This window comes from Achromobacter veterisilvae (genome assembly GCF_900496975.1).
In the GTDB taxonomy this organism is placed as follows: Bacteria; Pseudomonadota; Gammaproteobacteria; order Burkholderiales; family Burkholderiaceae_B; genus Achromobacter; species Achromobacter veterisilvae.
The window spans coordinates 45,386-65,980 of sequence record NZ_UFQC01000032.1; the positions used below are offsets into that span (position 1 = coordinate 45,386).

A 20,595-nucleotide genomic window follows, 5' to 3' on the forward strand; every position below is an offset into this window, starting at 1 on the left:
TCCCCGCCCCGCCCCGGCTCCCGGCGGGCACGCGTGCCGGGCCGATATGCGGGATAATCGCGGGCACTGATTTGGAGATACACATGTACAGGAATCTGGTCGCGGCATCGGCGCTGGCCCTGGGCCTCGCGGGATGCTCGATGGGCATTTCGCAGAACGGCTCGTCCCCGCACAGCGAGTTCAAGGCGCCGGTGGCCTTCAAGGACGCCTACGCGACGGCGATCCGGCAATCCCGGGATTGCCTGCGCAGCACGGACAACGCCTACCGCGTGATAGCCGACCTGAACGAAAGCGCGCAGTCCGGCGTGGTGCGGGTGCTGGCGCCCTACACCGACAATGAAATGTCGCGGGTCGAACTGAAGGCCGCCGGCGCCAAGAGCACCGACGTGCGCATCGCCATGTGGGGCAAGGGCACCTGGGACGCCGCGGCGATGCGCGCCATGCAGGATGCCGTCTATTACAGCCTGGTGTCGTGCAGCAGCTACATGCCGCTGGATCCGCGCCCCAAGGTCAAGCCCTCGCGCGACCTGAAGGACTGAGCCAAAGGCGTCAATCGCTGCCCGGGCGGCGGCGGATGATCTTGAACGTGGCGGTGGCGCGCGCGACCAGTTCGCCGTCGGCGCGCCGGACGTCGCCCTCGCAGAAGGCAATGGAGGCGCCGCGGCGCAGGCAGCGCCCCTCTATGGTCAGGTCGCCCGTGCCGGGCGACAGGAACGAGGTGTTCATGTCGATGGTGGCCATGCCTTCCAGGCCGTCGGCCGAGCCGCGGGCGGCGGCGCTGAGTGTGAAGTCCAGCACGCTCATCAGCGTGCCGCCGTGCACGTCGCCGCGGCTGTTGGTCAGGTCCTGCCGCCAGGGCAGGGTGGTGCGGGCGTAGCCCTGCTCGATGTGCTCGGGCACCAGGCCGAGGAAATTCATGAAAGGAATGGCGAGGCCGAAGTAATCGGTCTGGGCAGTTGCGGATGCAGTCATGGAACCGTTATGGACGGAAAGGGATAGCGGGTTGTCGCCGGTCATAATATATGTTTTTGCCACGGGGTTTCAGGGTGTCTGAGGCGCGCAAGATCGTGCATGTGGACATGGACGCGTTCTATGCGTCCGTGGAGCAGCGCGACAACCCGGACCTGCGCGGCCAGCCGGTGGTGGTGGCCTGGACTGGCCCGCGCTCGGTCGTCTGCGCCGCCTCGTACGAGGCGCGGCGCTTCGGCATCCATTCGGCCATGTCCGCGGCGCGGGCGGAACGGCTCTGTCCGCACGCCGTCTACGTGCCGCCCGATTTCAACCGCTACCGCGAGGTCTCGCGCCAGGTCCGGCAGATATTCGCCAGGCACACCGACCTGATCGAACCCCTGTCGCTGGACGAGGCCTACCTGGACGTCACCGTCAACAAATGCGGGCTGCCTTCGGCCACCGAGGTGGCCCAGGTCATCCGTCACCAGATCCGCGAGGAAACCGGCCTGACTGCCTCGGCCGGCGTGGCGCCCAACAAATTCCTGGCCAAGATCGCCTCGGACTGGAACAAGCCGGACGGCCTGTTCGTGGTCCGGCCCGGCAAGGTGCTGGCCTTCCTGGAGCCCCTGCCGGTGCGCAAGGTGCCGGGCGTGGGCAAGGTCACCCAGGCGCGGCTGGAGCAATTGGGCATCCATACGGTGGGCGACCTGGCCACGCACAGCGCCCAGGAACTCGAACATCATTTCGGCCGCTACGGCCGGCGCCTGTACGAATTGGCGCGCGGCATCGACGAACGCGAGGTGCAGACCGACGCGCCCTTGCAGCAGGTGTCGGCCGAAACCACGTTCTCGCAGGACGTCCGCCTGGACGCGCTGGGCGAGGCCATCGACCGCATGGCGCAGAAAGTGTGGGACCAGGCGCTGAAGAAGGGCGCGCTGGGCCGCACCGTGGTGCTCAAGCTGAAGACCGACCGCTTCCGCATCCTGACGCGCAGCCAGACCAGCCTGAACCCGCCGGGCTCCGCGGCCGAGCTTGCCGCGGCGGCGAAGCTGCTGTGCGAACGCGTGGAACTGCCGCCGGCGACGCTTTACCGGCTGGCGGGGGTGGGAATGAGCAATTTCGCCGATCCGGCGGAGTTGTCGCGCCAGCCGGACCTGTTCGGGGGCGCGTTCTGAGGGCGCGCCCGCGCGCGGCGGGCCGCCCGGAGATCAGGCCAGGCGGGCCTTCACTTGCTGCGACAGCGCGGTCATGTCGGCGCGGCCGGCCAGGGACTGCTTGAGCAGGGCCATGACCTTGCCCATGGCGGGCGCGCCCGTCACGCCTTGCGCGGCCACGTCGGCCAGCGCGGCGTCGATGGCGGCGGAGACTTCCTCGGGCGTGGCGGCCTGGGGCAGGAATTCCTGCAGCACCGCCAGTTCGCCCTTTTCCTGCTCGGCGGTTTCCGTGCGGCCGGCCTGTTCGAACGCGGCGATGGATTCGCGGCGCTGCTTGACCTGCTTTTCGATGATGGAGGTGATCTCGGCGTCGGTCAGGTCGCGGCGTTCGTCCACTTCCTTCTGCTTGACGGCGGCCAGGAGGAAACGCAGCGTGGCCAGGCGCTCGGCGGCCTTGGCGCGCATCGCTTCCTTGACGGAATCGGAGAGGCGGGTCTTGAGCGTAGCTGTGCTCATGGGTGAACCTTTGTGGTGTTGCGGCAAAGAAACAGTGTAAACCGGCGGCCTGCGGTTCGCCCCCGGGATGTTCGGCGGAGCGGTCGGACCCGTCTCTACTTTACCTTGGCGAGATCGCCGCGCAACGCCACGCCCGCGACCATGGCGCCGGCATGGCACTCGTAATCCGTCTTGCTGCTGTATTCGCTCTTGCGATAGTAGCTAACGATGTTGGTGACCGCGTTCGCGCCCGCCTTTTTCGCCGCTTCGTGCAGCGCGATGACGGCGGATTGGGCGACCCACAGGCAAGCCTCTTCGTCTTTCTTCGCGAACGCATTGGTCTTGCGGTTGGTGACGACGTTCGCTTCCAGCACCTTCCCCCTGGGTCCGGTGCCCGCCAGGTAGAAACTGACGCTGCCGTCGATTTTTCCGGCCGCCTGCGCGGCTTCGATCGCCGGCTTCAGCGGCAGGTGGACAGTGCGGTCCGCCGCGACGGCTTGCGTGGAGCAGACGAGCGACAGAGCCAGGGTTCCAAACAGCTTGTTAGACATGTTCATGGCGGGGATTCCAATGGTGAAACGGGAAAAAAGCGGCGGCATGGGGCAACTCAGCGCCAGCGGCGGAAAATCAGCGACGTGTTGATCCCGCCGAAGGCGAAGTTGTTGTTCATGACGTATTCGTTGTTCATGCGGCGGCCTTCGCTGAGGTAGTCGAGCTCACCGCAGCGGGGGTCGACATTGCGCAGATTCAGCGTCGGAGCGTACCAGTCGCCGTTGAGCATTTCGATGCTGAACCACGACTCCAGCACGCCGCAAGCGCCCAGCGTGTGGCCCAGATAGCTTTTCTGCGAGCTGATCGGCATGCGGCTGCCGAACAGGCCGTGGGTCGCTTGCGTTTCGGCGATGTCGCCCTGTTCGGTGGCGGTGCCGTGGCCGTTCACGTAGCCGATGGCCTCGGGCGGCAGGCCGGCGTCCGCCAGCGCCATCTCCATCGCGATGCGCATGGTCTTCGCCTCCGGGCGCGTGATGTGCGTGCCGTCCGAATTGCTGCCGAATCCCACGACTTCGGCGTGGATGCGCGCGCCGCGCGCCAGCGCGTGGTCCAGCGATTCCAGGACCAGCATGCCTCCGCCTTCGCCGATCACCAGGCCGTCGCGGTCGCGGTCGTAGGGGCGCGGAGTGAGTTCGGGCGTGTCGTTCTTCTGGCTGGTCGCGTAGAGCGCGTCGAACACCAGGGCTTCGCTCGCGCAGAGTTCCTCCGAACCGCCCGCCAGCATCAGGTCCTGGCGTCCGTACCGGATCGCCTCGTAGGCGTAGCCGATGCCCTGGCTGCCCGAGGTGCAGGCGCTGGAGGTCGGGATGATGCGGCCCTTCAGTTCAAAGAAGATGCCCACATTGGCCGCGGTGGTATGGGGCATCATGCGGACGTAGGAGTTGGCGTTCAGGTCGTCGGTGACGCCGTTGAGCAGCATGTTGCCGAACGCGCGGATTTCCGCCGTGCTGCCCACCGAAGAGCCGCAGGCCACGCCCATGCGGCCATCGGCGATGGCGGGATCGCCCAGCAGCGCGGCGTCGGCCAGCGCCAGTTCCGCGGCCCGCACCGCCAGTTGCGACACGCGCCCCATGCTGCGCAGTTGCTTGCGGGTCCAGTGCGAGGGCACCTGGAAGTCCTCGATGGGGCCGGCCAGGCGGGTGTTCAGTTCCGCGTAGCGCGACCAGTCCGGCATGATCCGGATGGCGCTTCGGCCCGCCTCGAACGCCTGCCGCACGCTGGTCCAGTCGGACCCGAGCGCGCTGATGCCGGCCATGCCGGTGATCACGACCCGTTTCATCAGCACAGCCCTCCGTTGACGGCAATGACCTGGCGCGTGATGTAGGCCGCGCCCGCGGACATCAGGAAGACGACCGCGGCGGCCACTTCCTCGGGCCGCCCCATGCGTTGCGCGGGCACGGCCTTCAGGATTTCCTCGACCGGCACGTGCTCGTCGATCATGTCGGTATCGATCAGCCCGGGCGCCACGCAGTTCACGGTGATCTGGCGCTTGGCCAGTTCCACGGCCAGCGCCTTGGCGGCCCCGATGAGGCCGGCCTTGGACGCGCTGTAGTTGACCTGGCCGCGGTTGCCCACCAGGCCGGATACCGACGCCATGCAGACCACGCGGCCCGGCGCGCGGCGGCGGATCATGGGCATGGCCAGCGGGCTGAGCACGTTGTAGAAGCCGTCCAGGTTGGTGCGCAGCACTGCGTCCCAGTCATCGCCGCTCAAGGCGGGGAACGCGCCGTCCCGCGTCAGGCCGGCATTGAGGACCACGCCGTAATAGGCGCCGTGCCCGTCGATGTCGGCCTGCAGCGCGGCCGCGCATTGCTGGCGGTCCGCCACGTCGAATTGCAGCACGCGCGCCTGCCGGCCTCGCGCCTGTATTTCGGCTTGCACGGCTTCGGCCTGGCCGCGTTGCTGGCGGCAGTGCAGCACCAGATCATGGCCGGCGTCGGCCAGGGCCAGCGCGATCGCGCGGCCGATGCCGCGGCTCGAACCGGTTACGAGGATGGGGGCAGCGCTCATTCGGGTGACTCTTCCTGGATAAAAGCGGCGGGGTCCTTGGGCTGGTAGACATTCAGCCTGGCCTGGGCCAGCAGGCGGGCTTCATCGTGCAATTCGCATTCGAAGACGCTCATGCCGCTGACGTCGACCAGCCCCCGGCGCACGTGGATGGTGAGGCGGGCGCCGGCAGGGATCGCGTCGGCGTGGCTTTCGTAGCGCCTCGTGCCAAGGAGGAAGCCCAGTTTGACGGGTTCGCCCGCCTGGCGGGCCTGGCAGCCGGCCCAGGCGCCCACGGCCTGGGCCATGAGTTCCATGCCCAGCCAGGGCGGCAGCGAGCCGTCGGGCAGGGAGTAGGGGCCGGGCCTGACGACGGCCAGCGCGCAGAGGCTGTCCGCATCATAGCTGCGGACCTGGTCGAGCAGGATCATGTCGCCGGCGTGCGGCAGCAGGCTGGCGATGGACCACGGGATCATGGCTGCGCTCCGAAGAGCAGGCTGACATTGTTGCCGCCGAATGCAAAGGAGTTGCTCATCGCCACGCGCGGCCGGCCCTGCGCGTAGCGGTGGGCCGCCGTGCTGAATTCCAGCGCCGGAAGCGCCGGATCGGGCACACCGTCCCAGACATGGGGCATCAACCGCCCGCCGGTATTGCCGGAGGACAGGGTCGCCCATGCCAGCGCCGCTTCCAGCGCGCCGGCGGCGCCCAGCGCGTGGCCGGTGAGCGCCTTGGTCGAGGAGCAGGGCACGCCCTGCGGGAAGACGGCGTGCATCGCGTGGCTTTCCATGGCGTCGTTGTGCGGCGTGCCGGTGCCGTGCAGGTTGACCCAGCCGATCTGGCCGGCCTCGATGCCGGCCGATTCCATGGCGGCGAGCATGGCCTGGCGCGCGCCGGCTCCGGTCGGCTCGGGCGCAGACATGTGCCAGGCGTCGGAACTGGCGCCGCCGCCGAGAAACGCCACGGAGCGGGCGTCGGCCCGTTCGCGCTCCATCAGGAACAGGACGCCGGCCTCTCCGATATTGATGCCGCGGCGGTTGGCCGAGAACGGCAGGCAGAGCGCGTCGTCCAGGGCGTCCAGCGTGGCGAAGCCATTGATGGTGAGCCGGCAGAGCGTGTCCGCGCCGCCGCAGACCACCGCGTCGCACAGGCCCAGTTCAAGCAGGCGGTGCGCGGACAGCAGCGCGCGGGCGCTGGAAGTGCAGGCCGTGGACAGAGTATAGGCCGGGCCGCGCGTCCCCAGCCAGTCCGCGAAGAACGCCGAGGGAGACGAGAGGGCCTGGCGGCGATAGTCGTAGTCTTCAGGCCAGGCGCCTTGCGCCGCCAGTTGGCGGAAGGCGGGGGCGTTGTCGTTTACGCCGGAGGTGCTGGTGCCCAGCACGACGGCAACGCGCCCCGGGCCATGCCGCGCGACGGCGCCGCGCAATTGCGGTTCGATCTGCAGCGCCGCGGCCAGCAGCAATTGATTGTTGCGGCTGCGGTGGTGCGCGGGCAGGGCTTCGCCAATGGGAGGCAGCGTTCCGGCATGGCCGCCCAGCGTCAGCGTGCGGCCCTGGACCCAGCCGGTCCGCGCGCGCATGCCGGAGGTGTCGCCGGCAAACGCCGCTTGCGCCACGGCGTCCATGCCCGAGCCCAGCGCGCACACGACGCCAGGCATGCCCAACCAGGTGTTCATGGCTGTTCCTTCAATGGCGAAATCCGCCAGGTAATGCCGTCGGCATCGACGACGGTGAACGTGTCGGCTTGCGCGGCTTGCGGCCATCGCACGGTCCAGCGCGGGCGGCCATGCTGCCGCAGTTCGCGCTCCGCCGCGCCGTCTTCCTGGGCGCGCGCGCGCCAGTTGCCCGCGCCATAGGCGGCGTCCAGCTCCGCCTCCGGCGTCCAGGCGAATATCAGGGCGGCGAACAGGTCGCGGGCCTGGCTGTTCGGCCTGACGAATCCGTCATTGCGCCATCGGCCGTCCTGAAGCATCTGCCTGGCCTGGGGCACGCCCATGGGGTCGAACAGCGACCAGCGCAGGGCCGGGCCTTCGCGCTGCACCACCAGCAGCGTGTCCAGGGACGGCTGGCCGGCGGCCGCCTGCTCGACATGGAGCCGGCGCGGCAGCGAAAACGTCGCGTCGCGCCCGGGCACCGGCGGCGCGCCCGCGCAGCCCGCCAGCAAGGCCAGCAGCGCCGCCGCGGCCAGGGCGCGGCCGGTCGCCAACAGGGAGCGGGGGCTGGCTGCCATCGGACGGATCACGCGGATGCCGGCTGCGCTTCGGCGCCGCGGCAGAGTTCGCTCAGTGTGCGCAGGCGGCGCTGCGGACTGGCGACAAAGGGATTGGTCCGGTCCCAGGCGTAGCCCGCCAGGATGGAACTGATCATACGGCGGATTTCCGGCTGCGCGTGTTCGTAGAAAACCACGTCCTGGAATTCGCCCGAGTACCAGCCCTGCACGTAGGCGCGGAATGTTTCCACCCCCACCATGAGCGGATCGGCGAACTCGGCCTGCCAGTCGACCTGGGCGCCGGTCAGTTGGCGGTGCAGCGCATCGGCGGCCAGCTTGGACGAGCGCAGGGCGATGGTGACGCCGGAGGAAAACACGGGGTCCAGGAACTCCGCCGCGTTGCCCAGCAGCGCATAGCCGGGGCCGTGCAGCCGCTGCACGCTGGCCGAGTAGCCGCCGATCGTGTTGGCGGGGGTATCCCAGACCGCGTTCTTCAGGATGCGTTTCAGGTTCGGCGCGGCGTCCGCCATCGCGCGCAGCGTGGCCATCAGGTCCTCTCCGGGGCCGCCGAAGAGAGTCTCGCCGCCCACGACGCCGAACGAGCAGCGGCCATTGGAGAACGGGATCAGCCAATACCAGATGCCGCGTTGTTCGGGATGCACGCTGATCAGGATCTTCTCGCGGTCGAAGCCGGGGTCGTCGATGCGGTCCTCGATATGGGTGAAGATGGCTTTGCGCGGCGGCATCGAGGACGGGCGTTCGAGGTCGAGCAGGCGCGCCAGCACGCGTCCGTAGCCGCTGGCATCGAGGACGAAGCGGGCCTTGACCTGGTACGACGCGCCGTCCGCGCCGCGCACGTCGAGCAGCGGACCGTCTTCGCCGAAGTCGGCCGCGGTGACTTCCTGCAGATAGCGCACCTCCACGCCCTGGCGCGCCGCGTCGTCGGCCAGCACCTTGTCGAAGTGCGCGCGTTGCACCTGGAACGTGGTGCCGGGGCCGGGGGTGAACTTGTCGCGGAAGTCGAAGTAGGTATAACGGTCTCCGCAGGCGAAGGCGGCGCCGTTCTTGACCTGGAAGCCGGCGGCCTGGACGGCCGGCAGCATCCCCGCTTCCTCCACGAATTCCAGGCAGTGGGCGAGAAGGCTCTCCCCGATGGAAAAGCGAGGGAACTGCTGGCGTTCCAGCATCAGGACGTCATGCCCCTGGCGTTTCAGCAGGGCGGCGGCAACCGCGCCGGCCGGGCCCGCCCCGATTACTACGACTTCCCGATGTTCCATATCCAATGTATCCACATTCAGTGATTGACGGAGGAGTGCTGCCCGGCCTTCCGGGGCCGCCGGATCCATGGCGCCCACAGCAGCGAAAAGGCGACTCCGAGCGCCACCGCCAGTCCGAAATTGGCAAGGGCCGGTGTGCGGCTGAGGGCAAGGAGTCCGAAGGACAATAGCGTGGTGGCGGCGCTCAGCAGAATGCCGACGAGGCTGGCGGAAGCGCCCGCCACGCGTTCATACATGAAGATCGCATAGTCCACGCCGATGGCCGACACCAGCAGCAGGCCGAACAAGCTGAACAGCGTGAGCGGCTGGCCCAGGTAGCCGAGCGCGGCCAGGCTGCACGCGGTGGCCGCTACGGGCACGGCCAGGATGCGCCAGGCGGCGGCGCGGCCCAGGGTCGCGAGCAGCAGAGCGGCGGCAACCGCATAGGACAACAGCTTGAGTTCGGCCGCCTCTATTCGGGTCGCCGCGAACATGCGGTTCAGTTCGCCGCTGCGGTCGACGAGCGTCACGCCAGGCACGGACCGGGCAATGGCGTCCAGCGCCGATGCGCTTCGCAGGCCCAGCAATGTCACCATGCCCGCGGCCTGCCCATCGTGCACGCCCAGCCACAACGAACGCCAGCGTTCAACCTGCTGGCCTTGCAGCGCCTGGTCGATGGTGACCGCGGGCAGGGTGGCCATGGACCGCAATTCCCGTTGCAAGGCTTCATAGGGGATGCCGAGACCGGTAATGGGTTCCCAGACTTCGGGTTGCGCGGCTCTGGCGGCCAGGCTCCGACCCAGCGCCCTCTGGTCGGCCATCGGCGATACCAACTGGCTCAGGGAGCTATAGGCGGCAAGGTCGCCGCGTTCGATCAGCGCGTCCAGCGCCAGGGACACCCGCGCCTGCCTGCGCAGCAGCTCGTCCGTATCGGGGGCGCGCACCAGGAAGAACTGGCTGGTCGGCACGAAGCCCGTTATTTCGCCGATCTGCCTTGCCTGCTGCACCAACGGCGCGGGCAGGCTCAGCCATTGGCGCAGGTCGTCCTGGATGCCCAGCCTGGAAATGCCGCCCGCGGTGGCCGCGGCCAATGCCAGGGCGCCGAGCCATAGCGCTTTACGATTTCCGGCAAGCTGCCCGCGTGCGCGCAGCGCGGCCTGCGCGAAGCGCAGCAGCGGCTGCCAGGGCCGGGGGCGCCAGTCCGCCATCCAGGCCGGAAGCTGGCACACGGTGCAGGCATAGGCGCCCAGCAGGCCCGCGGCCGAGAACACCGCTGTCTGCGTCAGCGCCGGGAACGGCGTGAAGGCCAGGGCGATGTACCCCACGAGGCTGGCGGCGAGACTGATGGTGAGACCCGGCAAGACGCGCCGCAGCGCGGGCCAGGCCCGCCAGTCTTCCATGCCGTAGCGCTTGCCCAGCCAGTGCAGCGGGAAATCCACCGCCACGCCGATCAGGCTCGCGCCGATCACGAGCGTAAGCAGATGGATCGACCCGAATACCGCCACGCAGGCTACCGCGCCCGTCAACAGGCCGACCGCGACCGGCACGAAAGCCAGTAGGGCGCGGGCGCGCCGCAGCGCCAGCAGCAGGACCAGGATGATGCCTATTGTGGCGCCGGCGCCGATCCAGCCGCTTTCGGCCATGGCCTGCGTCCGTCCCGCGGCCGCGTACAAGGGGCCGCCGGCCACCAGCAGTTCGGCGCCCTCCGCGCCCAGGATCCGGCGATCCTGTTCCAGTTGCGCCGCGATGCGCTGGGGCGTGCCGGAGTCGAAGGCATTGTCCCGGGTTTCGGCGCGCACCAGTACCCAGCGCCTGCCCGCCTGTTCCGCCTGCAGGGTGCCGGTACGGATGTCGTATTGCACGGCGCCGCCGGGGTGCAGCGCCTGTTCGGCCCGGCGGGTGAGTCCCAGCCAGTCCTGGTCCGCGGGAACCAGCCCCGAAGATGAAAACGGATCCGACAATTCGCGCGCGCGGCGCCGCGCATAGGACGCGGGGTCTGTTTCGAGCTGGCGCCGGTCGGCGGCGGGCAACATGGCCAGGCGGCCCGCCGCCAGCCGCGTGCGCAGGGCGGCCAGGTCGACTTCCAGTTCCATCTGCACGCTGGAGAACAGTCCGCTGTCCGTCCAGCGTTGCGCCAACTGGCGCGCGGGCGCGGTGGAGTCCGTGCCGGAGCGGCCCGCGACCAGCGCGATGATCTGGCGGGACAGCGGTTCCTGGATGCGGGCCTCGGCCAATTGGCGGGTGGCGTCGTTGCCGGCATGCGGCACCAGGTCCATCAGATTGGCGGACACGGGCCAGCCGTTGCGGCATTGCCACGCGCCGATGCACAGAATCAGCAGGAATCCCAGCTTGAACAGCCGGGGCAGCCACCGTTCAATCGGCGAACGCACGTTGTTCCTCGGCGGTCAGGGTCTGGCCGGCTGTCGCGTCCGTCATCTGCAGCACGCTGCGGTCGCCCTGCGTCTCGCGCAGTTCGATGCGGTCGACCAGCGCCGAGCCGTCGATCTGGATGTTGTCGAAGATCTGGCGCAGAAGGGCGGATTTCGGTGTCAGCACCAATTGCCACGCGTCCGGTTCGCCGGTGAGCGCCAGATCGAAGTTCTCGCGCAGCCCGGTGGTATCGCCCGCCAGCACGGACAGGAACAGTTGGTTTTCGCGGCCCGCGCCCGAGCGCTGCGGCAGCGCCTCCCATTTTCCGCTTTCGTCGCGGCGGGAGATGCCGCCGCCATCGATGCGCAGGTCTTGCGCAATGGGGGTGCGCAGCAGCCACAGCAGACCTTTGCCCGCCGCCAGGGTGAAGTCGCCCCGGCTGGTCAGCGGCTGCGGCAGCGATCGCAGGAACTTCTGCTGCACGAAATGGCCCCGCACGACGGGCGCCGCGCGCAGTTGTTGCTGCAAATCGGCCAGGTCGAAGGCGCTGGCGTTCCAGGACAGGCAGGCCAGCATCAGCAAGGTGAACAGTCGCTTCATGCCGGCGTATCCCTCGATTGCAACTGGCGCTGCACGGCGTCTTTCAGCGCAGAAGGAGACGCCAGTTGCATTTCGCGGGTCCGCAGGCAGACCGCGACCTGTTCGGAGGTGGCCCGCGTCAGGCGCCGGCCGCTGTCGGCGTCCAGGATCAGATAATTGATCTTCAAGCGATGTTCCCATTCCACGAGTTCGGCGCGCACGACCAGGCGCTGGCCGAACTGCGCGGGTTGCGCGTAACGCAGATGCAGGTCGATTACCGGCCAGACATAGCCGCTGGCCCGCATGGCGTCGTAGTTGTAGCCCAGCGCGTCCAGCAGTTCGCAGCGGGCCTGTTCCAGATATTTCACATAGTGGCCGTGCCACACGACGTTGATCGAATCGACATCGAAGAAGGGCACCCGGATTTCGACTTCAGCGCCGATCACGCCTCGTTTACGCATCGTCTTTCCAGAAGGGGTAGAAGTTGAACCATTGCAGAGGCGCCAGGCGGCAGTGCGCGGCGAGGCGGTCGGCATAGCGCTGGGCCAGGCCGGCGATCCGCGCCTGGCGGGTGGCGCGCGTCCATTCGATGCCATCGGAAAGGCGTTCCATGGCCACGCGGTAGCGCGAGCCGTGACGCGTGCAGAACAGCAGATTGACCGGGCTGCGCAGCAGGCCGGCGAGCAGCCAGGGCCCCTGGGGGAACAGGGCGGTGGCGCCAAGAAAATCCACGGGCGTCGTGCGATCGCCCTGCAACGGAATGCGGTCGCCGGCGATGGCCAGCCACTCGCCGCGGTCCAGCCGCTGCGCCAGGTCCAGCATGGCGGGCGCGTCCAGATCGCTGACCTGGATCATGCGCAGCGCGCCGCCGGCCTCGTCGAGCAGGCGGCTGAATTGGGCCGCGTGCTTGTCGTGGACCAGCACGTTGAGCTTCAGGGCGCCGGTCCGTTCCGCCAGCGCGCGGCAGATTTCGAGATTGCCCAGGTGCGAACCGACCAGGATCTGGCCGCGCCCCGTGCCCATCTGCCCGTGCAGGCCGTCGGGGTCGGCGATGTCCAGGCTGGCCATGGTGATCTTGCCCTGCCAGACGTCCAGTTTGTCCAGTATTGCATCGGCAAAAGCGAGGTACTGACGGTACACGGGCAGGTTGCGCGGCAGCGGAACAGGCATTTCGCCGGATTGCGCCAGCCGGCGCTGGTATTCGGCAATGGCCCGCCGCGCCCGGGCGCCGAAGACATAGAAATACAGGACGACCGCCCAGACCAGCGGCGCCACGAGCCGCCGGCCGAGGTTGCGCGCGGCCCAGGCGGTGAGGCGCATGAGCACAAGGCTGCCGCGCTCGGGCTGATCCGCCCAGTGCCGCTCCATGACGCTCATGGCCGCGGCCCTTTCGCCAGCCGGCGCCACACAAGCGCGGGCGAGCGGGCAAGCATGCCGAAGAACAGGCGCGCGTGCATGCGGCTGATCAGCAGGTTGTCGCGCACCCCCTTGAAGTGCGAGATGCCGCCTTCCGGGTAGGCCACGCGCGTGGGCAGCCAGACCATGGCGACGCCGCGCCAATGCAGGCGTACCAGGATGGCGATGTCGAAATCCATGCGCTGGCCGACGTGGGCGCCGTCGATCACGGGCAGCGCCTGGGCCAGTGGGTAGACGCGGAACCCGCACATCGCATCGGGAATGTCGGCCGAGAGCGTATTGATCCAGACCCAGACGCGGGTCAGCCAGCGGCCGTACAGGCGGCTGCGCGGCACGTCGTCGCCGTATACCGGAAGGCCGCAGACGACGGCTTGCGGCCTGGCGCGCGAGGCCTCCACGAATGCCGCCGCGTCCGGCAGCGCATGCTGTCCATCGGCATCCACCTGCAGCGCGTGGGTATAACCCAGCTCGGCCGCGGCGCGCAGCCCGTCCTGCACCGCCGCCCCTTTGCCGCCATTCGCCCCGCGCCGCAGCAGATGCGTGCGAGGCAGCGCCGCCAGCGCGTCCAGGGCCACGGCGCAGCCCGGCTCGGAGCCATCGTCCACCAGCACGCAGGGCAGGCCTTGCGCCGCGAGTTGCGCATGCACGGCGCCCACCGTGGCGCCGTGGTTGTAGACGGGGATGACTGCGCAGAGGCGGTGGGCGGTCATTGCAGGTCGCCTTCAACGATGCGGCCCGACGAGCAGGGCGCGCCGTCCAGGGTGAAGGCGAAATGCAGTTTTCGCTTCGAGGCGTCCCATTTCAGCGCCAGGGAGGCGATGTCGCCCGGACGAAGCAGCCGTTGGAACTTCAAGACTTCCATGCCGGCGAAACGCAGGCCGGGATGGAGGTCCCGTTGCGCCAGCGACATGGCCCAGCTAATTTGCGCCACTCCGGGAACCACCGGGGCCGTGGGGAAGTGGCCGGCGAAATGGGCGAGATCGTAGGGGATTTCCAGCGTATAGCGACGCTCGTTGTCGGCTGCGCCGGGCAGTTCCACGGCCTGGGGCATCAGGGGCCGGGGGCCCGCCGCGGCCTCGAATTCGCGGCGGGGCAGCTTGCCCTGCGCGTTGCTGGGCAACTGCGGAAAGAAGCGCCAGGTGCGAGGGACGGCCAGCGATCCGAAGATCGCGCCCAGATGCGCGCGCAGTTCGCCGACCAGCGCTTTCCGGCCCCGGTTGCGCAGGGTGTGCAACCCCTTGGCCGATAACGCGACCAGCGCGGCGAGGCGCGGGGCGCCGGCAATCGCGCCCAGGCGTGCTTCCGTCACGTAAGGATGCCGCGCCAGCGCCCGCTCCAGCATGGGCAGCGAGATGCGCTTCTCTTCGATCTTCACGATGCGGTCCAGGCGGCCGAGCAGCCGGAATCCGCCGGCGGCGAGTTCCGCTCCGTCCGCCGTTTGCTCCTCGGCGGCGTTGATCCAGGGGGATCGCACCCGCAGCGCGCCGTCGGCGTTCACGCTGACGGCGACGCCGGGCAGCGGCCGCCAGTCTTCCGCGCCCCGGCGCCAGGCGACGGCGCCCGTCTCCGAACTGCCGTAGATCTCCGTGGGGCGCAGGCCCAGTTCTTTTTCGATGTGGTCGGATACGTCGGACGGCAGTTCGCCGCCCGAGGAATGGATGCGGGTCAGCCTGCCGCGCAATTCGCGCCAGTCCAGCCGCTGCCCCAGGCGCCGCAGCAGCGCGGGGCTGGCGATCCAGGTGAAGGAGGGGTGGCGCAGGCTGGCCCGCTGCAGGTCTTCGGGGTAGATGCGCTGTAGCCGGTCGAGCAGGCGTCCCGCGCACAGCGGCCACAGCACCCTGAAGGGCAGGCCGTACATATGCTGCGCCGATACGCTGCCCAGCACGGGCGTGCGCGCATCGGGCCATTGCTCTTGCAAGGCGCGGACTTCGTCCATCAGTTGCCGCCAGTTCTTGGCGATGTGCTTGGGTTCGCCGCTGGATCCCGAGGTGCACAGCACCAGCTCCAGCGAGGGGTCCAGTTCGGCGGGCGGCAGCGGAGCCTGGCCATGAAGGCCGGCCAGCCGCCGTTGGCGGTCCGCCGGCACCGGCAGGCTGGCATCGGTCAGCCAGGCATCCACCGTGGCGTCGAGAGCGGCGCAGGTGTGCGCCTGGGCATCGCCTGGGAGCACCGCCACCACGCCGGCGCGCCAGCAGGCAAGGAGCGCGGTCGCCATCAGGGCGGCGTCTTCGAACCAGAGCGCGACGCGGCGCAGCGGGCTTGCCCGCAACGCGCCGGCCGCCGAGAGGCAGGCATGCGCGAACTCGCCGCGCGTCAGGAGCGGTTCGTCAGCGACGGGAACATTGGCTTCCGCGGGCGAGGCGGGCAGCAGGAGATGCGTCAGAGGAGTCCAGGCCATCATGGTTCAAGCCGCTTTGGCGGCCGCGGGACGCAGCAGCCATTCGCCGGCGATCAAGAGGCCCATCAGTCCATAACTGATGGCGCCGTTGTAGGCCAGCCACCAGCTCCAGGGCGCCCAGGCCGCCAGCGCCGCGGCCGTGGCGCCGTTCAAGGCGAAGAATACGCACCACACGCGCGTTACGTTGCGGGTGTAGCGCACGCCCTCGGGGGGCAGGCTGGGATGGCGCAGGCGGGCCAGTTGCTCGATCACCGGGCGTCCGGCCATCAGGCTGCCGCCGAAGATCGCCAGCATCATGCCGTTGACCATCACGGGGTACCAGCGCAGCCAGGCTTCGGAATCCGTGACCGCCAGGATCAGGCAGAAGGCAATCGCCACGGCGGGCAACAGGCGCGAGCCGCGCTGAGCGGCGCTTGCGGTCAGGCCGCGCGCCAGCCACAGGAGCGCGAGCGGCAAAGCCACCCAGGCCGCGTTCACGCGCCCCAGCGTCGCATAGACGGCGAAGGGGTAAGCGATGCCGGCCAGGGCCAGGGCGGCGGCAACGCCTTGCTTCATGCGGCCGGGTCCTGCTTTTGCCACATGGCCTGCACTACGTCTTCGACGGTGCGCACCGTGCGGAAGTCGTTGGCGTCGAGTTTGCGGCCCGTCTGCCGGCGCACGTGGTCGATGAGGTCGATGGCGTCGATGCTGTCGATTTCCAGATCGGTATACAGGTTCGCCTCGGGCGTGATGCGTTCCGGCTCGATCTCGAACAGTTCGACCAGCGCGCCGCGCAGCGTATTGAAGATTTCCTCGCGGGTATGCATCGTGACTCCGTATGCGTTAATCGTGACGTTGCGCGGCGACGAAGGCCGCCAGCTTGGCGATGCTGGCGAAATGCTCGCGCATGTTCCTCGTTTCCGGATCGATGGTGATGCCATAGCGCTTTTGCAGCGCAAGGCCCAGCTCCAGGGCGTCCACGGAGTCCAGTCCCAGCCCGTCGCCGAACAGGTGGGCGTCGCGGTCGATGTCCTCGGGCGAGATGTCTTCCAGCCCCAGGGATTCGATGACGAGGGTCTTCAGTTCAAGTTCCAGTTGATTCATCCAGCTTGGACTCCGCATTCGCCGCCATGGGCGATGGTTTGTTCGTTGAAATGCCGGCCGGCGCGGTGCGCGCCAGTTCGGCTTCGAAATAGGCGTGCAGGTGATCGTTCATTCTGCGCCCTGCGATCGGCAGCGGGTGCGCATCGCGCCACGTGGAGGGGTCGATGTCCTCTCCCACATGGATCACGTAGCGCATCCGGCACGCCGGAATCCGGTACCAGGGTTCGCCCTTGGTCAGGCTGCGCGGATTCATGCTGATCACCACGGGCGTCACGGTTCGCGCGCCGCGCAGCGCGATGGCGCAGGCGCCCCGGTGGAACCGGGGCAGTGTGTCTCGCGGCGTGCGGGTGCCTTCGGGAAAGACGATCAGGGTTTCGCCGTTGCGCAACACGTCGGCGGCGCGGTCGAACATGTCGAAGCTTTCGTCGTTGGTAATGTAGCCCGCATTGGCGATCGGTCCGCGGGTGAAGGGATTCGTGGCCAGGCTGTGCTTGACGATGCAGTTGGCGTTCTTGACGTGGCCGACCAGAAAGACCACGTCCAGCAGCGAGGGATGATTGGCCAGTATCATCTGCCCGGGTTGGCCGAGGCGTTCGGCGCCCTTGAATTCCACCGTCAGGATGCCGGTGCGGATCATGAAGCGGATGAAGAGGCGGAATGTCCGGTTCAAGGTCCCGCGCGCGCGGCGCTGGCGATCCAGCTTGCCGCCCGGCAGCAGGCGCTGCGACGGGAACACGAAGGCGCGCAGCAGAACGCCGCCCAGCCCGAACAGGGTGAACGCCATGCCGGTGGCGACGAGCCGCCAGAGCCAGAAGTCTTGCCGGTGGTGCGTGGTGCCGATCATGCCGTGCGTGTCCAGATCCACTGGCGGGCGCGGTTCGCATGCCGCCAGGCGTTTGTGCGCAACAACAGGTGGCGCAGCAGATTCAGGGGGTTGGGCCAGGCTTGCGGAGCGTCGAGAGCCGGGTCCGTCTGTTGCGGATCCATCGTCAGCGTCCAGTCCGAGCCGGGACGCAAGTGGAGCGCAACCGCGTAGGAACATGGTACGTCCTGCGTCCAGGGGGCGTACGGAGCCGGCGGCACTTCTTCCGTCAGCACCACCAGCACATCCTCGTGCCCGTGGCCGAAGAGCATGGCCGCTTCGATGATGGCGTGTTCGAGACCGTCGTCTTCCACCGACAAGGCGACGGATTCGGCCGTTTCGCGGCGTATGATCGACCACTGCGCGGCGATGGCGTTGTGCACCGACAAGCCGAACGCGGTAGGGGAAAGCGGCTCGTCCGCGGCCAGCGATTCCAGCAGCCCGAAGTTGCGGGTGGTTTCGCCGTGCCGGGAGGCGTAGACCAGGGGCATGCCCGGCCGTCCTTCGGCCAACGGCCACGCGCACTCGAACACCCCGCGGGCCAGTGGGCTCAGGCGGCGGCGTTGCAGGGCGGGCAGGAAGTCCAGGCGGGGCACACTCTTGTCGCCGAAAGGGCAGAACGGGTGTTCCGCCCAATCCAGCCAGCCGTCGGGACTATCGATTCCTGGTGCCCACCCCTGCCATTGCGCAATGGAAAACTTCAGCATAGCGCGCGATTCTACTACGGCAATATTAGGCGATTTTGATTTAACCAGTTACATCAGACGCATTCTTGGTGCGTTTCTGTATATATTTTTACTAAATATTACTTTTTGGCGTGGAAATTCAGGAACTTTTCATGTGGTGGGCGGACCGGTCCGCCGCCTCGCGGTACCGCGCGCAGGATTTGTCGGCCGAGGATTTACTGCGGGCGCAAGCCCTGCGCAGCCCGAAAGCGCTGGACGATTGGCGGGTCAGCCGGACCCTGCTCCACGAGGTCCGCGCGGCGCTTCCTCCCGGCGGCGCCACGTCGCTCAGCCATAGCGGCGGCCTTGCGGTCTGCGCCGCGACAGCCGCCGCAAGGCCCCTGGGCATCGACCTGGAGAGAATCCGGCCGCGCGACGTGGCGAGCCTGGCCGAGTGGGTCTGCTCGCCCGCCGAGCAAGCCGCGCTTGCGGGCATGGAATGCGCCGAGCGGCTCGGACACTTCTATTTGCTGTGGACGTTGAAAGAAGCCTTCATCAAGGCGGCGAAGCTGGATTTTCCGGCGGATATGGCGTCGGTCGGCCTGGCCGCCGGCCCGGATGCCAAATGGTATCTGCGGGCGCCGCCGGGGCAGTGGCGAGCCGCTTCCTATCGGTTGGGCGAGGAATGGATTTCCTCCGTAGTGTGGCGCGCCGCCGCGGACGAAACCGTCCATCGCCGGTGGCGCGCCGCAACCGGCTGCGTGCTGCCGGCAGTTACCGTTTTGGGAGAGTGGGTGCCGCTCCAAGCCTGAATCCGGACCAGGGTTTTCCATTAGGCGTTTTAAAGATGTATTATAAATATATGTTTAATGGCGAGCACGATCGCATCACGAGGAGCAGTAGATGTTGAGTCCCCAAATCCGCGGCCTGGTCAAGGGCACGGCCCCAGTCCTGAAGACGCATGGCGTCGCGTTGACCCGGCATTTCTATGCCCGCATGTTCCAGCACAATCCCGAACTCAAGCACGTGTTCAACCAGGGCCACCAGGCGGGCGGCGAGCAGCAGCAGGCGCTGGCCGGCGCCGTCGCGGCCTATGCCGAACACATCGACGATCCTTCGGTGCTGATGCCGGTCGTGACGCGCATCGTGCACAAGCACGTCAGCCTGGGCATCCGTCCGGAACACTATCCGATCGTGGGCAAGCACCTGCTGGCCTCCATTCGCGAAGTGCTGGGCGATGCGGCCACGGACGAACTGGTGGATGCCTGGGCCGCGGCCTATGGCCAGTTGGCCGGCCTGCTGATCGCCGAAGAGGCGCGCCTGTATGGGGAATCGGCCGCCAAGCCGGGCGGATGGACGGGCTGGCGCGCGTTTCGCGTGGTGGGCAAGCAGCCCGAAAGCGCCGAGATCACGTCGTTCTACCTGGCGCCGGCCGATGGCGGCACGGTGCCGGCCTACCAGCCCGGCCAGTACGTTTCCGTGCGCCTGTACGTGCCCGAACTGGGCCTGATGCAGCCGCGCCAGTACAGCCTGTCGGATGCGCCGGGGCAAGACCGCCTGCGCATTTCGGTCAAGCGCGAAGCGGGGAACGCGCAGACGCCGGCCGGCCGCGTCTCCAACGCGCTGCACGATCGCCTGGAAGAGGGCGGCGTGCTGGACGTGGCGCCGCCCCAGGGCGATTTCCACCTGCGCGAAGAGGGCAGCGCGCCCGTGGTGCTGCTGAGCGGCGGCGTGGGCCTGACGCCCATGGTGTCCATCCTGAACCACCTGGTGCGCCTGAACGACGACCGCCAGATCCGCTTCGTGCATGGCTGCCGCAACAGCTCGGCGCATGCCATGAAGGACCACATCAACAGCATCGCCGCCGAACGCGGCAACGTGCGCAAGGCGGTGTTCTACGAAGAAGTCGGCCATGGCGACCAGCGCGGCCGCGACTACGACCACACCGGCCGGGTGGACCTGCACGCCATCCGCGAGGACGCCATCGTCCCGGGCGCCGACTATTACCTGTGCGGCCCGGCGGGGTTCATGCGCGCGCAGCGCCAGGCCCTGGCCAGCCTGGGCGTGGCCGAGGACCGCATCCATGCCGAGGCCTTCGGCAGCGGAGGCGCGCCCGCCTGAGCGGTGTATCCTGGCGGCCTGCCGTTCCGGGGCCGCCGGGGCCTTCCCATCCATGCCATGCAACTGACCCGATTCACCGACTTCGGCCTGCGCGTCCTGATGTACCTGACGCAGTGCCGCGACCGGCCCTCCGCCGTCACCATCCCGGAGATCGCCGACCGCTTCGGCGTGTCGCGCAATCACCTGGTCAAGGTGGCGCACTTCATGGCGCAGCGCGGCTGGATTGGCACGTCGCGCGGCAAGGGCGGCGGCCTGCGGCTGGCGCGGCCCGCCGCCGACTACCGGCTGGGCGACCTGATACGCGAACTGGAGCAGCAGGGGCCGCTGATCGATTGCCGCGAACCGCCCTGCGCGCTGGACGGCTCGTGCCGGCTGTCGGGCGTGCTGGCGCAGACCCTGCAATCGTTCTACGAGGCGCTAAACGGTTATACGCTGGCCGACCTGGTGCGCGATCCGACGGCCGCGGCCATCATCCGCCTGCACCGCGCCGCCTGACTCGGGG

At 68.4% G+C, this 20,595-nt stretch carries 25 protein-coding genes; 5 read left to right on the forward strand and 20 right to left on the reverse strand.

Features of this window, described 5'->3' with window-relative positions; genetic code table 11:
• The first annotated feature begins 83 nt into the window (after positions 1-83).
• Positions 84-539, forward strand: coding sequence for a BPTD_2524 family lipoprotein (locus AVE30378_RS24175; protein WP_129244355.1), 456 nt, complete (start codon positions 84-86; stop codon positions 537-539).
• A 10-nt stretch (positions 540-549) separates the two neighbouring features.
• Here AVE30378_RS24175 and AVE30378_RS24180 read toward each other — a convergent pair whose 3' ends face one another.
• A complete protein-coding gene (locus AVE30378_RS24180) occupies positions 550-972 on the reverse strand; it encodes a PaaI family thioesterase (RefSeq protein WP_129244357.1) in 423 nt (140 codons plus the stop codon).
• Positions 973-1,022: 50 nt separating this feature from the next.
• Between AVE30378_RS24180 and dinB the strand changes: the two genes are divergently transcribed.
• On the forward strand, positions 1,023-2,126 hold the full coding sequence (gene dinB, locus AVE30378_RS24185; RefSeq protein WP_422393596.1) for a DNA polymerase IV: 1,104 nt from the start codon (positions 1,023-1,025) through the stop codon (positions 2,124-2,126).
• A 33-nt stretch (positions 2,127-2,159) separates the two neighbouring features.
• Here dinB and AVE30378_RS24190 read toward each other — a convergent pair whose 3' ends face one another.
• The 19 genes from AVE30378_RS24190 to AVE30378_RS24280 form a co-directional block, all read right to left on the reverse strand.
• Positions 2,160-2,621, reverse strand: a complete 462-nt coding sequence (locus tag AVE30378_RS24190; RefSeq protein ID WP_129244361.1) for a GatB/YqeY domain-containing protein — start codon at positions 2,619-2,621, stop codon at positions 2,160-2,162.
• A gap of 95 nt (positions 2,622-2,716) precedes the next feature.
• Positions 2,717-3,199 (reverse strand): excinuclease, encoded by a 483-nt coding sequence (locus tag AVE30378_RS24195; protein ID WP_244235130.1) that lies wholly within the window; start codon positions 3,197-3,199, stop codon positions 2,717-2,719.
• An 8-nt stretch (positions 3,200-3,207) separates the two neighbouring features.
• On the reverse strand, positions 3,208-4,431 hold the full coding sequence (locus tag AVE30378_RS24200; RefSeq protein WP_129244363.1) for a beta-ketoacyl-ACP synthase: 1,224 nt from the start codon (positions 4,429-4,431) through the stop codon (positions 3,208-3,210).
• On the reverse strand, positions 4,431-5,162 hold the full coding sequence (gene fabG / locus AVE30378_RS24205; protein ID WP_129244365.1) for a 3-oxoacyl-ACP reductase FabG: 732 nt from the start codon (positions 5,160-5,162) through the stop codon (positions 4,431-4,433). The genes AVE30378_RS24200 and fabG overlap by 1 nt, the downstream gene beginning before the upstream one ends.
• Entirely contained in the window at positions 5,159-5,614 is a 456-nt protein-coding gene (locus tag AVE30378_RS24210) for a hotdog family protein (protein WP_129244367.1), read from the reverse strand. The genes fabG and AVE30378_RS24210 overlap by 4 nt, the downstream gene beginning before the upstream one ends.
• Positions 5,611-6,810, reverse strand: a complete 1,200-nt coding sequence (locus AVE30378_RS24215; protein ID WP_129244369.1) for a beta-ketoacyl-ACP synthase — start codon at positions 6,808-6,810, stop codon at positions 5,611-5,613. The genes AVE30378_RS24210 and AVE30378_RS24215 overlap by 4 nt, the downstream gene beginning before the upstream one ends.
• Positions 6,807-7,364, reverse strand: a complete 558-nt coding sequence (locus AVE30378_RS24220; RefSeq protein ID WP_129244371.1) for a DUF3261 domain-containing protein — start codon at positions 7,362-7,364, stop codon at positions 6,807-6,809. The genes AVE30378_RS24215 and AVE30378_RS24220 overlap by 4 nt, the downstream gene beginning before the upstream one ends.
• Before the next feature lie 8 nt (positions 7,365-7,372).
• Positions 7,373-8,620 carry an NAD(P)/FAD-dependent oxidoreductase gene (locus tag AVE30378_RS24225; RefSeq protein ID WP_208742432.1) on the reverse strand — a complete coding sequence of 416 codons (1,248 nt, stop codon included), beginning with the start codon at positions 8,618-8,620 and terminating at the stop codon, positions 7,373-7,375.
• 17 nt (positions 8,621-8,637) lie between these two features.
• The gene (locus AVE30378_RS24230; RefSeq protein ID WP_129244375.1) at positions 8,638-10,989 is read right to left on the reverse strand and encodes an MMPL family transporter; all 2,352 of its coding nucleotides are present in this window, start codon (positions 10,987-10,989) and stop codon (positions 8,638-8,640) included.
• Positions 10,973-11,569, reverse strand: a complete 597-nt coding sequence (locus AVE30378_RS24235) for a LolA family protein (RefSeq protein ID WP_129244376.1) — start codon at positions 11,567-11,569, stop codon at positions 10,973-10,975. The genes AVE30378_RS24230 and AVE30378_RS24235 overlap by 17 nt, the downstream gene beginning before the upstream one ends.
• Positions 11,566-12,009 carry an acyl-CoA thioesterase gene (locus tag AVE30378_RS24240; RefSeq protein WP_129244378.1) on the reverse strand — a complete coding sequence of 148 codons (444 nt, stop codon included), beginning with the start codon at positions 12,007-12,009 and terminating at the stop codon, positions 11,566-11,568. Before AVE30378_RS24240 ends, AVE30378_RS24235 begins: the two co-directional genes overlap by 4 nt.
• Positions 12,002-12,925, reverse strand: coding sequence for an LpxL/LpxP family acyltransferase (locus AVE30378_RS24245; protein WP_208742433.1), 924 nt, complete (start codon positions 12,923-12,925; stop codon positions 12,002-12,004). Before AVE30378_RS24245 ends, AVE30378_RS24240 begins: the two co-directional genes overlap by 8 nt.
• Positions 12,922-13,674 (reverse strand): glycosyltransferase family 2 protein, encoded by a 753-nt coding sequence (locus AVE30378_RS24250; RefSeq protein ID WP_129244380.1) that lies wholly within the window; start codon positions 13,672-13,674, stop codon positions 12,922-12,924. The genes AVE30378_RS24245 and AVE30378_RS24250 overlap by 4 nt, the downstream gene beginning before the upstream one ends.
• Positions 13,671-15,365 carry an ApeI family dehydratase gene (locus tag AVE30378_RS24255; protein ID WP_244235131.1) on the reverse strand — a complete coding sequence of 565 codons (1,695 nt, stop codon included), beginning with the start codon at positions 15,363-15,365 and terminating at the stop codon, positions 13,671-13,673. The genes AVE30378_RS24250 and AVE30378_RS24255 overlap by 4 nt, the downstream gene beginning before the upstream one ends.
• Before the next feature lie 3 nt (positions 15,366-15,368).
• The gene (locus AVE30378_RS24260) at positions 15,369-15,917 is read right to left on the reverse strand and encodes a COG4648 family protein (protein WP_129244383.1); all 549 of its coding nucleotides are present in this window, start codon (positions 15,915-15,917) and stop codon (positions 15,369-15,371) included.
• The gene (locus AVE30378_RS24265; protein ID WP_043545299.1) at positions 15,914-16,168 is read right to left on the reverse strand and encodes an acyl carrier protein; all 255 of its coding nucleotides are present in this window, start codon (positions 16,166-16,168) and stop codon (positions 15,914-15,916) included. Before AVE30378_RS24265 ends, AVE30378_RS24260 begins: the two co-directional genes overlap by 4 nt.
• Positions 16,169-16,184: 16 nt before the next feature.
• Entirely contained in the window at positions 16,185-16,445 is a 261-nt protein-coding gene (locus AVE30378_RS24270) for a phosphopantetheine-binding protein (RefSeq protein WP_129244385.1), read from the reverse strand.
• Positions 16,426-17,289, reverse strand: coding sequence for a lysophospholipid acyltransferase family protein (locus AVE30378_RS24275; protein WP_129244387.1), 864 nt, complete (start codon positions 17,287-17,289; stop codon positions 16,426-16,428). Before AVE30378_RS24275 ends, AVE30378_RS24270 begins: the two co-directional genes overlap by 20 nt.
• Positions 17,286-18,014: a beta-ketoacyl synthase chain length factor gene (locus AVE30378_RS24280; protein WP_129244389.1), complete on the reverse strand. Its 729-nt coding sequence runs from the start codon at positions 18,012-18,014 to the stop codon at positions 17,286-17,288. The genes AVE30378_RS24275 and AVE30378_RS24280 overlap by 4 nt, the downstream gene beginning before the upstream one ends.
• Positions 18,015-18,145: 131 nt before the next feature.
• On the opposite strand from AVE30378_RS24280, the gene AVE30378_RS24285 reads away from it, so the two are divergent.
• The 3 genes from AVE30378_RS24285 (at position 18,146) to AVE30378_RS24295 (ending at position 20,588) form a co-directional block, all read left to right on the forward strand.
• Positions 18,146-18,784 carry a 4'-phosphopantetheinyl transferase family protein gene (locus AVE30378_RS24285; protein WP_244235132.1) on the forward strand — a complete coding sequence of 213 codons (639 nt, stop codon included), beginning with the start codon at positions 18,146-18,148 and terminating at the stop codon, positions 18,782-18,784.
• A gap of 91 nt (positions 18,785-18,875) precedes the next feature.
• On the forward strand, positions 18,876-20,093 hold the full coding sequence (hmpA, locus tag AVE30378_RS24290; RefSeq protein ID WP_129244393.1) for an NO-inducible flavohemoprotein: 1,218 nt from the start codon (positions 18,876-18,878) through the stop codon (positions 20,091-20,093).
• Positions 20,094-20,150: 57 nt separating this feature from the next.
• Positions 20,151-20,588, forward strand: a complete 438-nt coding sequence (locus AVE30378_RS24295; protein WP_129244395.1) for an Rrf2 family transcriptional regulator — start codon at positions 20,151-20,153, stop codon at positions 20,586-20,588.
• The last annotated feature ends 7 nt before the right edge of the window (positions 20,589-20,595 follow it).

Coding starts and splice junctions, on each gene's coding strand:
- AVE30378_RS24195 (WP_244235130.1), bottom strand. CDS start 3,199: ATGCCGCCGCTTTTTTCCCGTTTCACCATTGGAATCCCCGCCATGAAC.
- AVE30378_RS24280 (WP_129244389.1), bottom strand. CDS start 18,014: ATGCTGAAGTTTTCCATTGCGCAATGGCAGGGGTGGGCACCAGGAATC.
- AVE30378_RS24220 (WP_129244371.1), bottom strand. CDS start 7,364: ATGGCAGCCAGCCCCCGCTCCCTGTTGGCGACCGGCCGCGCCCTGGCC.
- AVE30378_RS24210 (WP_129244367.1), bottom strand. CDS start 5,614: ATGATCCCGTGGTCCATCGCCAGCCTGCTGCCGCACGCCGGCGACATG.
- AVE30378_RS24180 (WP_129244357.1), bottom strand. CDS start 972: ATGACTGCATCCGCAACTGCCCAGACCGATTACTTCGGCCTCGCCATT.
- fabG (WP_129244365.1), bottom strand. CDS start 5,162: ATGAGCGCTGCCCCCATCCTCGTAACCGGTTCGAGCCGCGGCATCGGC.
- AVE30378_RS24215 (WP_129244369.1), bottom strand. CDS start 6,810: ATGAACACCTGGTTGGGCATGCCTGGCGTCGTGTGCGCGCTGGGCTCG.
- AVE30378_RS24285 (WP_244235132.1), top strand. CDS start 18,146: ATGTGGTGGGCGGACCGGTCCGCCGCCTCGCGGTACCGCGCGCAGGAT.
- AVE30378_RS24175 (WP_129244355.1), top strand. CDS start 84: ATGTACAGGAATCTGGTCGCGGCATCGGCGCTGGCCCTGGGCCTCGCG.
- dinB (WP_422393596.1), top strand. CDS start 1,023: ATGTTTTTGCCACGGGGTTTCAGGGTGTCTGAGGCGCGCAAGATCGTG.
- AVE30378_RS24245 (WP_208742433.1), bottom strand. CDS start 12,925: ATGAGCGTCATGGAGCGGCACTGGGCGGATCAGCCCGAGCGCGGCAGC.
- AVE30378_RS24260 (WP_129244383.1), bottom strand. CDS start 15,917: ATGAAGCAAGGCGTTGCCGCCGCCCTGGCCCTGGCCGGCATCGCTTAC.
- hmpA (WP_129244393.1), top strand. CDS start 18,876: ATGTTGAGTCCCCAAATCCGCGGCCTGGTCAAGGGCACGGCCCCAGTC.
- AVE30378_RS24265 (WP_043545299.1), bottom strand. CDS start 16,168: ATGCATACCCGCGAGGAAATCTTCAATACGCTGCGCGGCGCGCTGGTC.
- AVE30378_RS24250 (WP_129244380.1), bottom strand. CDS start 13,674: ATGACCGCCCACCGCCTCTGCGCAGTCATCCCCGTCTACAACCACGGC.
- AVE30378_RS24190 (WP_129244361.1), bottom strand. CDS start 2,621: ATGAGCACAGCTACGCTCAAGACCCGCCTCTCCGATTCCGTCAAGGAA.
- AVE30378_RS24275 (WP_129244387.1), bottom strand. CDS start 17,289: ATGATCGGCACCACGCACCACCGGCAAGACTTCTGGCTCTGGCGGCTC.
- AVE30378_RS24255 (WP_244235131.1), bottom strand. CDS start 15,365: ATGATGGCCTGGACTCCTCTGACGCATCTCCTGCTGCCCGCCTCGCCC.
- AVE30378_RS24295 (WP_129244395.1), top strand. CDS start 20,151: ATGCAACTGACCCGATTCACCGACTTCGGCCTGCGCGTCCTGATGTAC.
- AVE30378_RS24200 (WP_129244363.1), bottom strand. CDS start 4,431: ATGAAACGGGTCGTGATCACCGGCATGGCCGGCATCAGCGCGCTCGGG.
- AVE30378_RS24240 (WP_129244378.1), bottom strand. CDS start 12,009: ATGCGTAAACGAGGCGTGATCGGCGCTGAAGTCGAAATCCGGGTGCCC.
- AVE30378_RS24270 (WP_129244385.1), bottom strand. CDS start 16,445: ATGAATCAACTGGAACTTGAACTGAAGACCCTCGTCATCGAATCCCTG.
- AVE30378_RS24225 (WP_208742432.1), bottom strand. CDS start 8,620: ATGGAACATCGGGAAGTCGTAGTAATCGGGGCGGGCCCGGCCGGCGCG.
- AVE30378_RS24235 (WP_129244376.1), bottom strand. CDS start 11,569: ATGAAGCGACTGTTCACCTTGCTGATGCTGGCCTGCCTGTCCTGGAAC.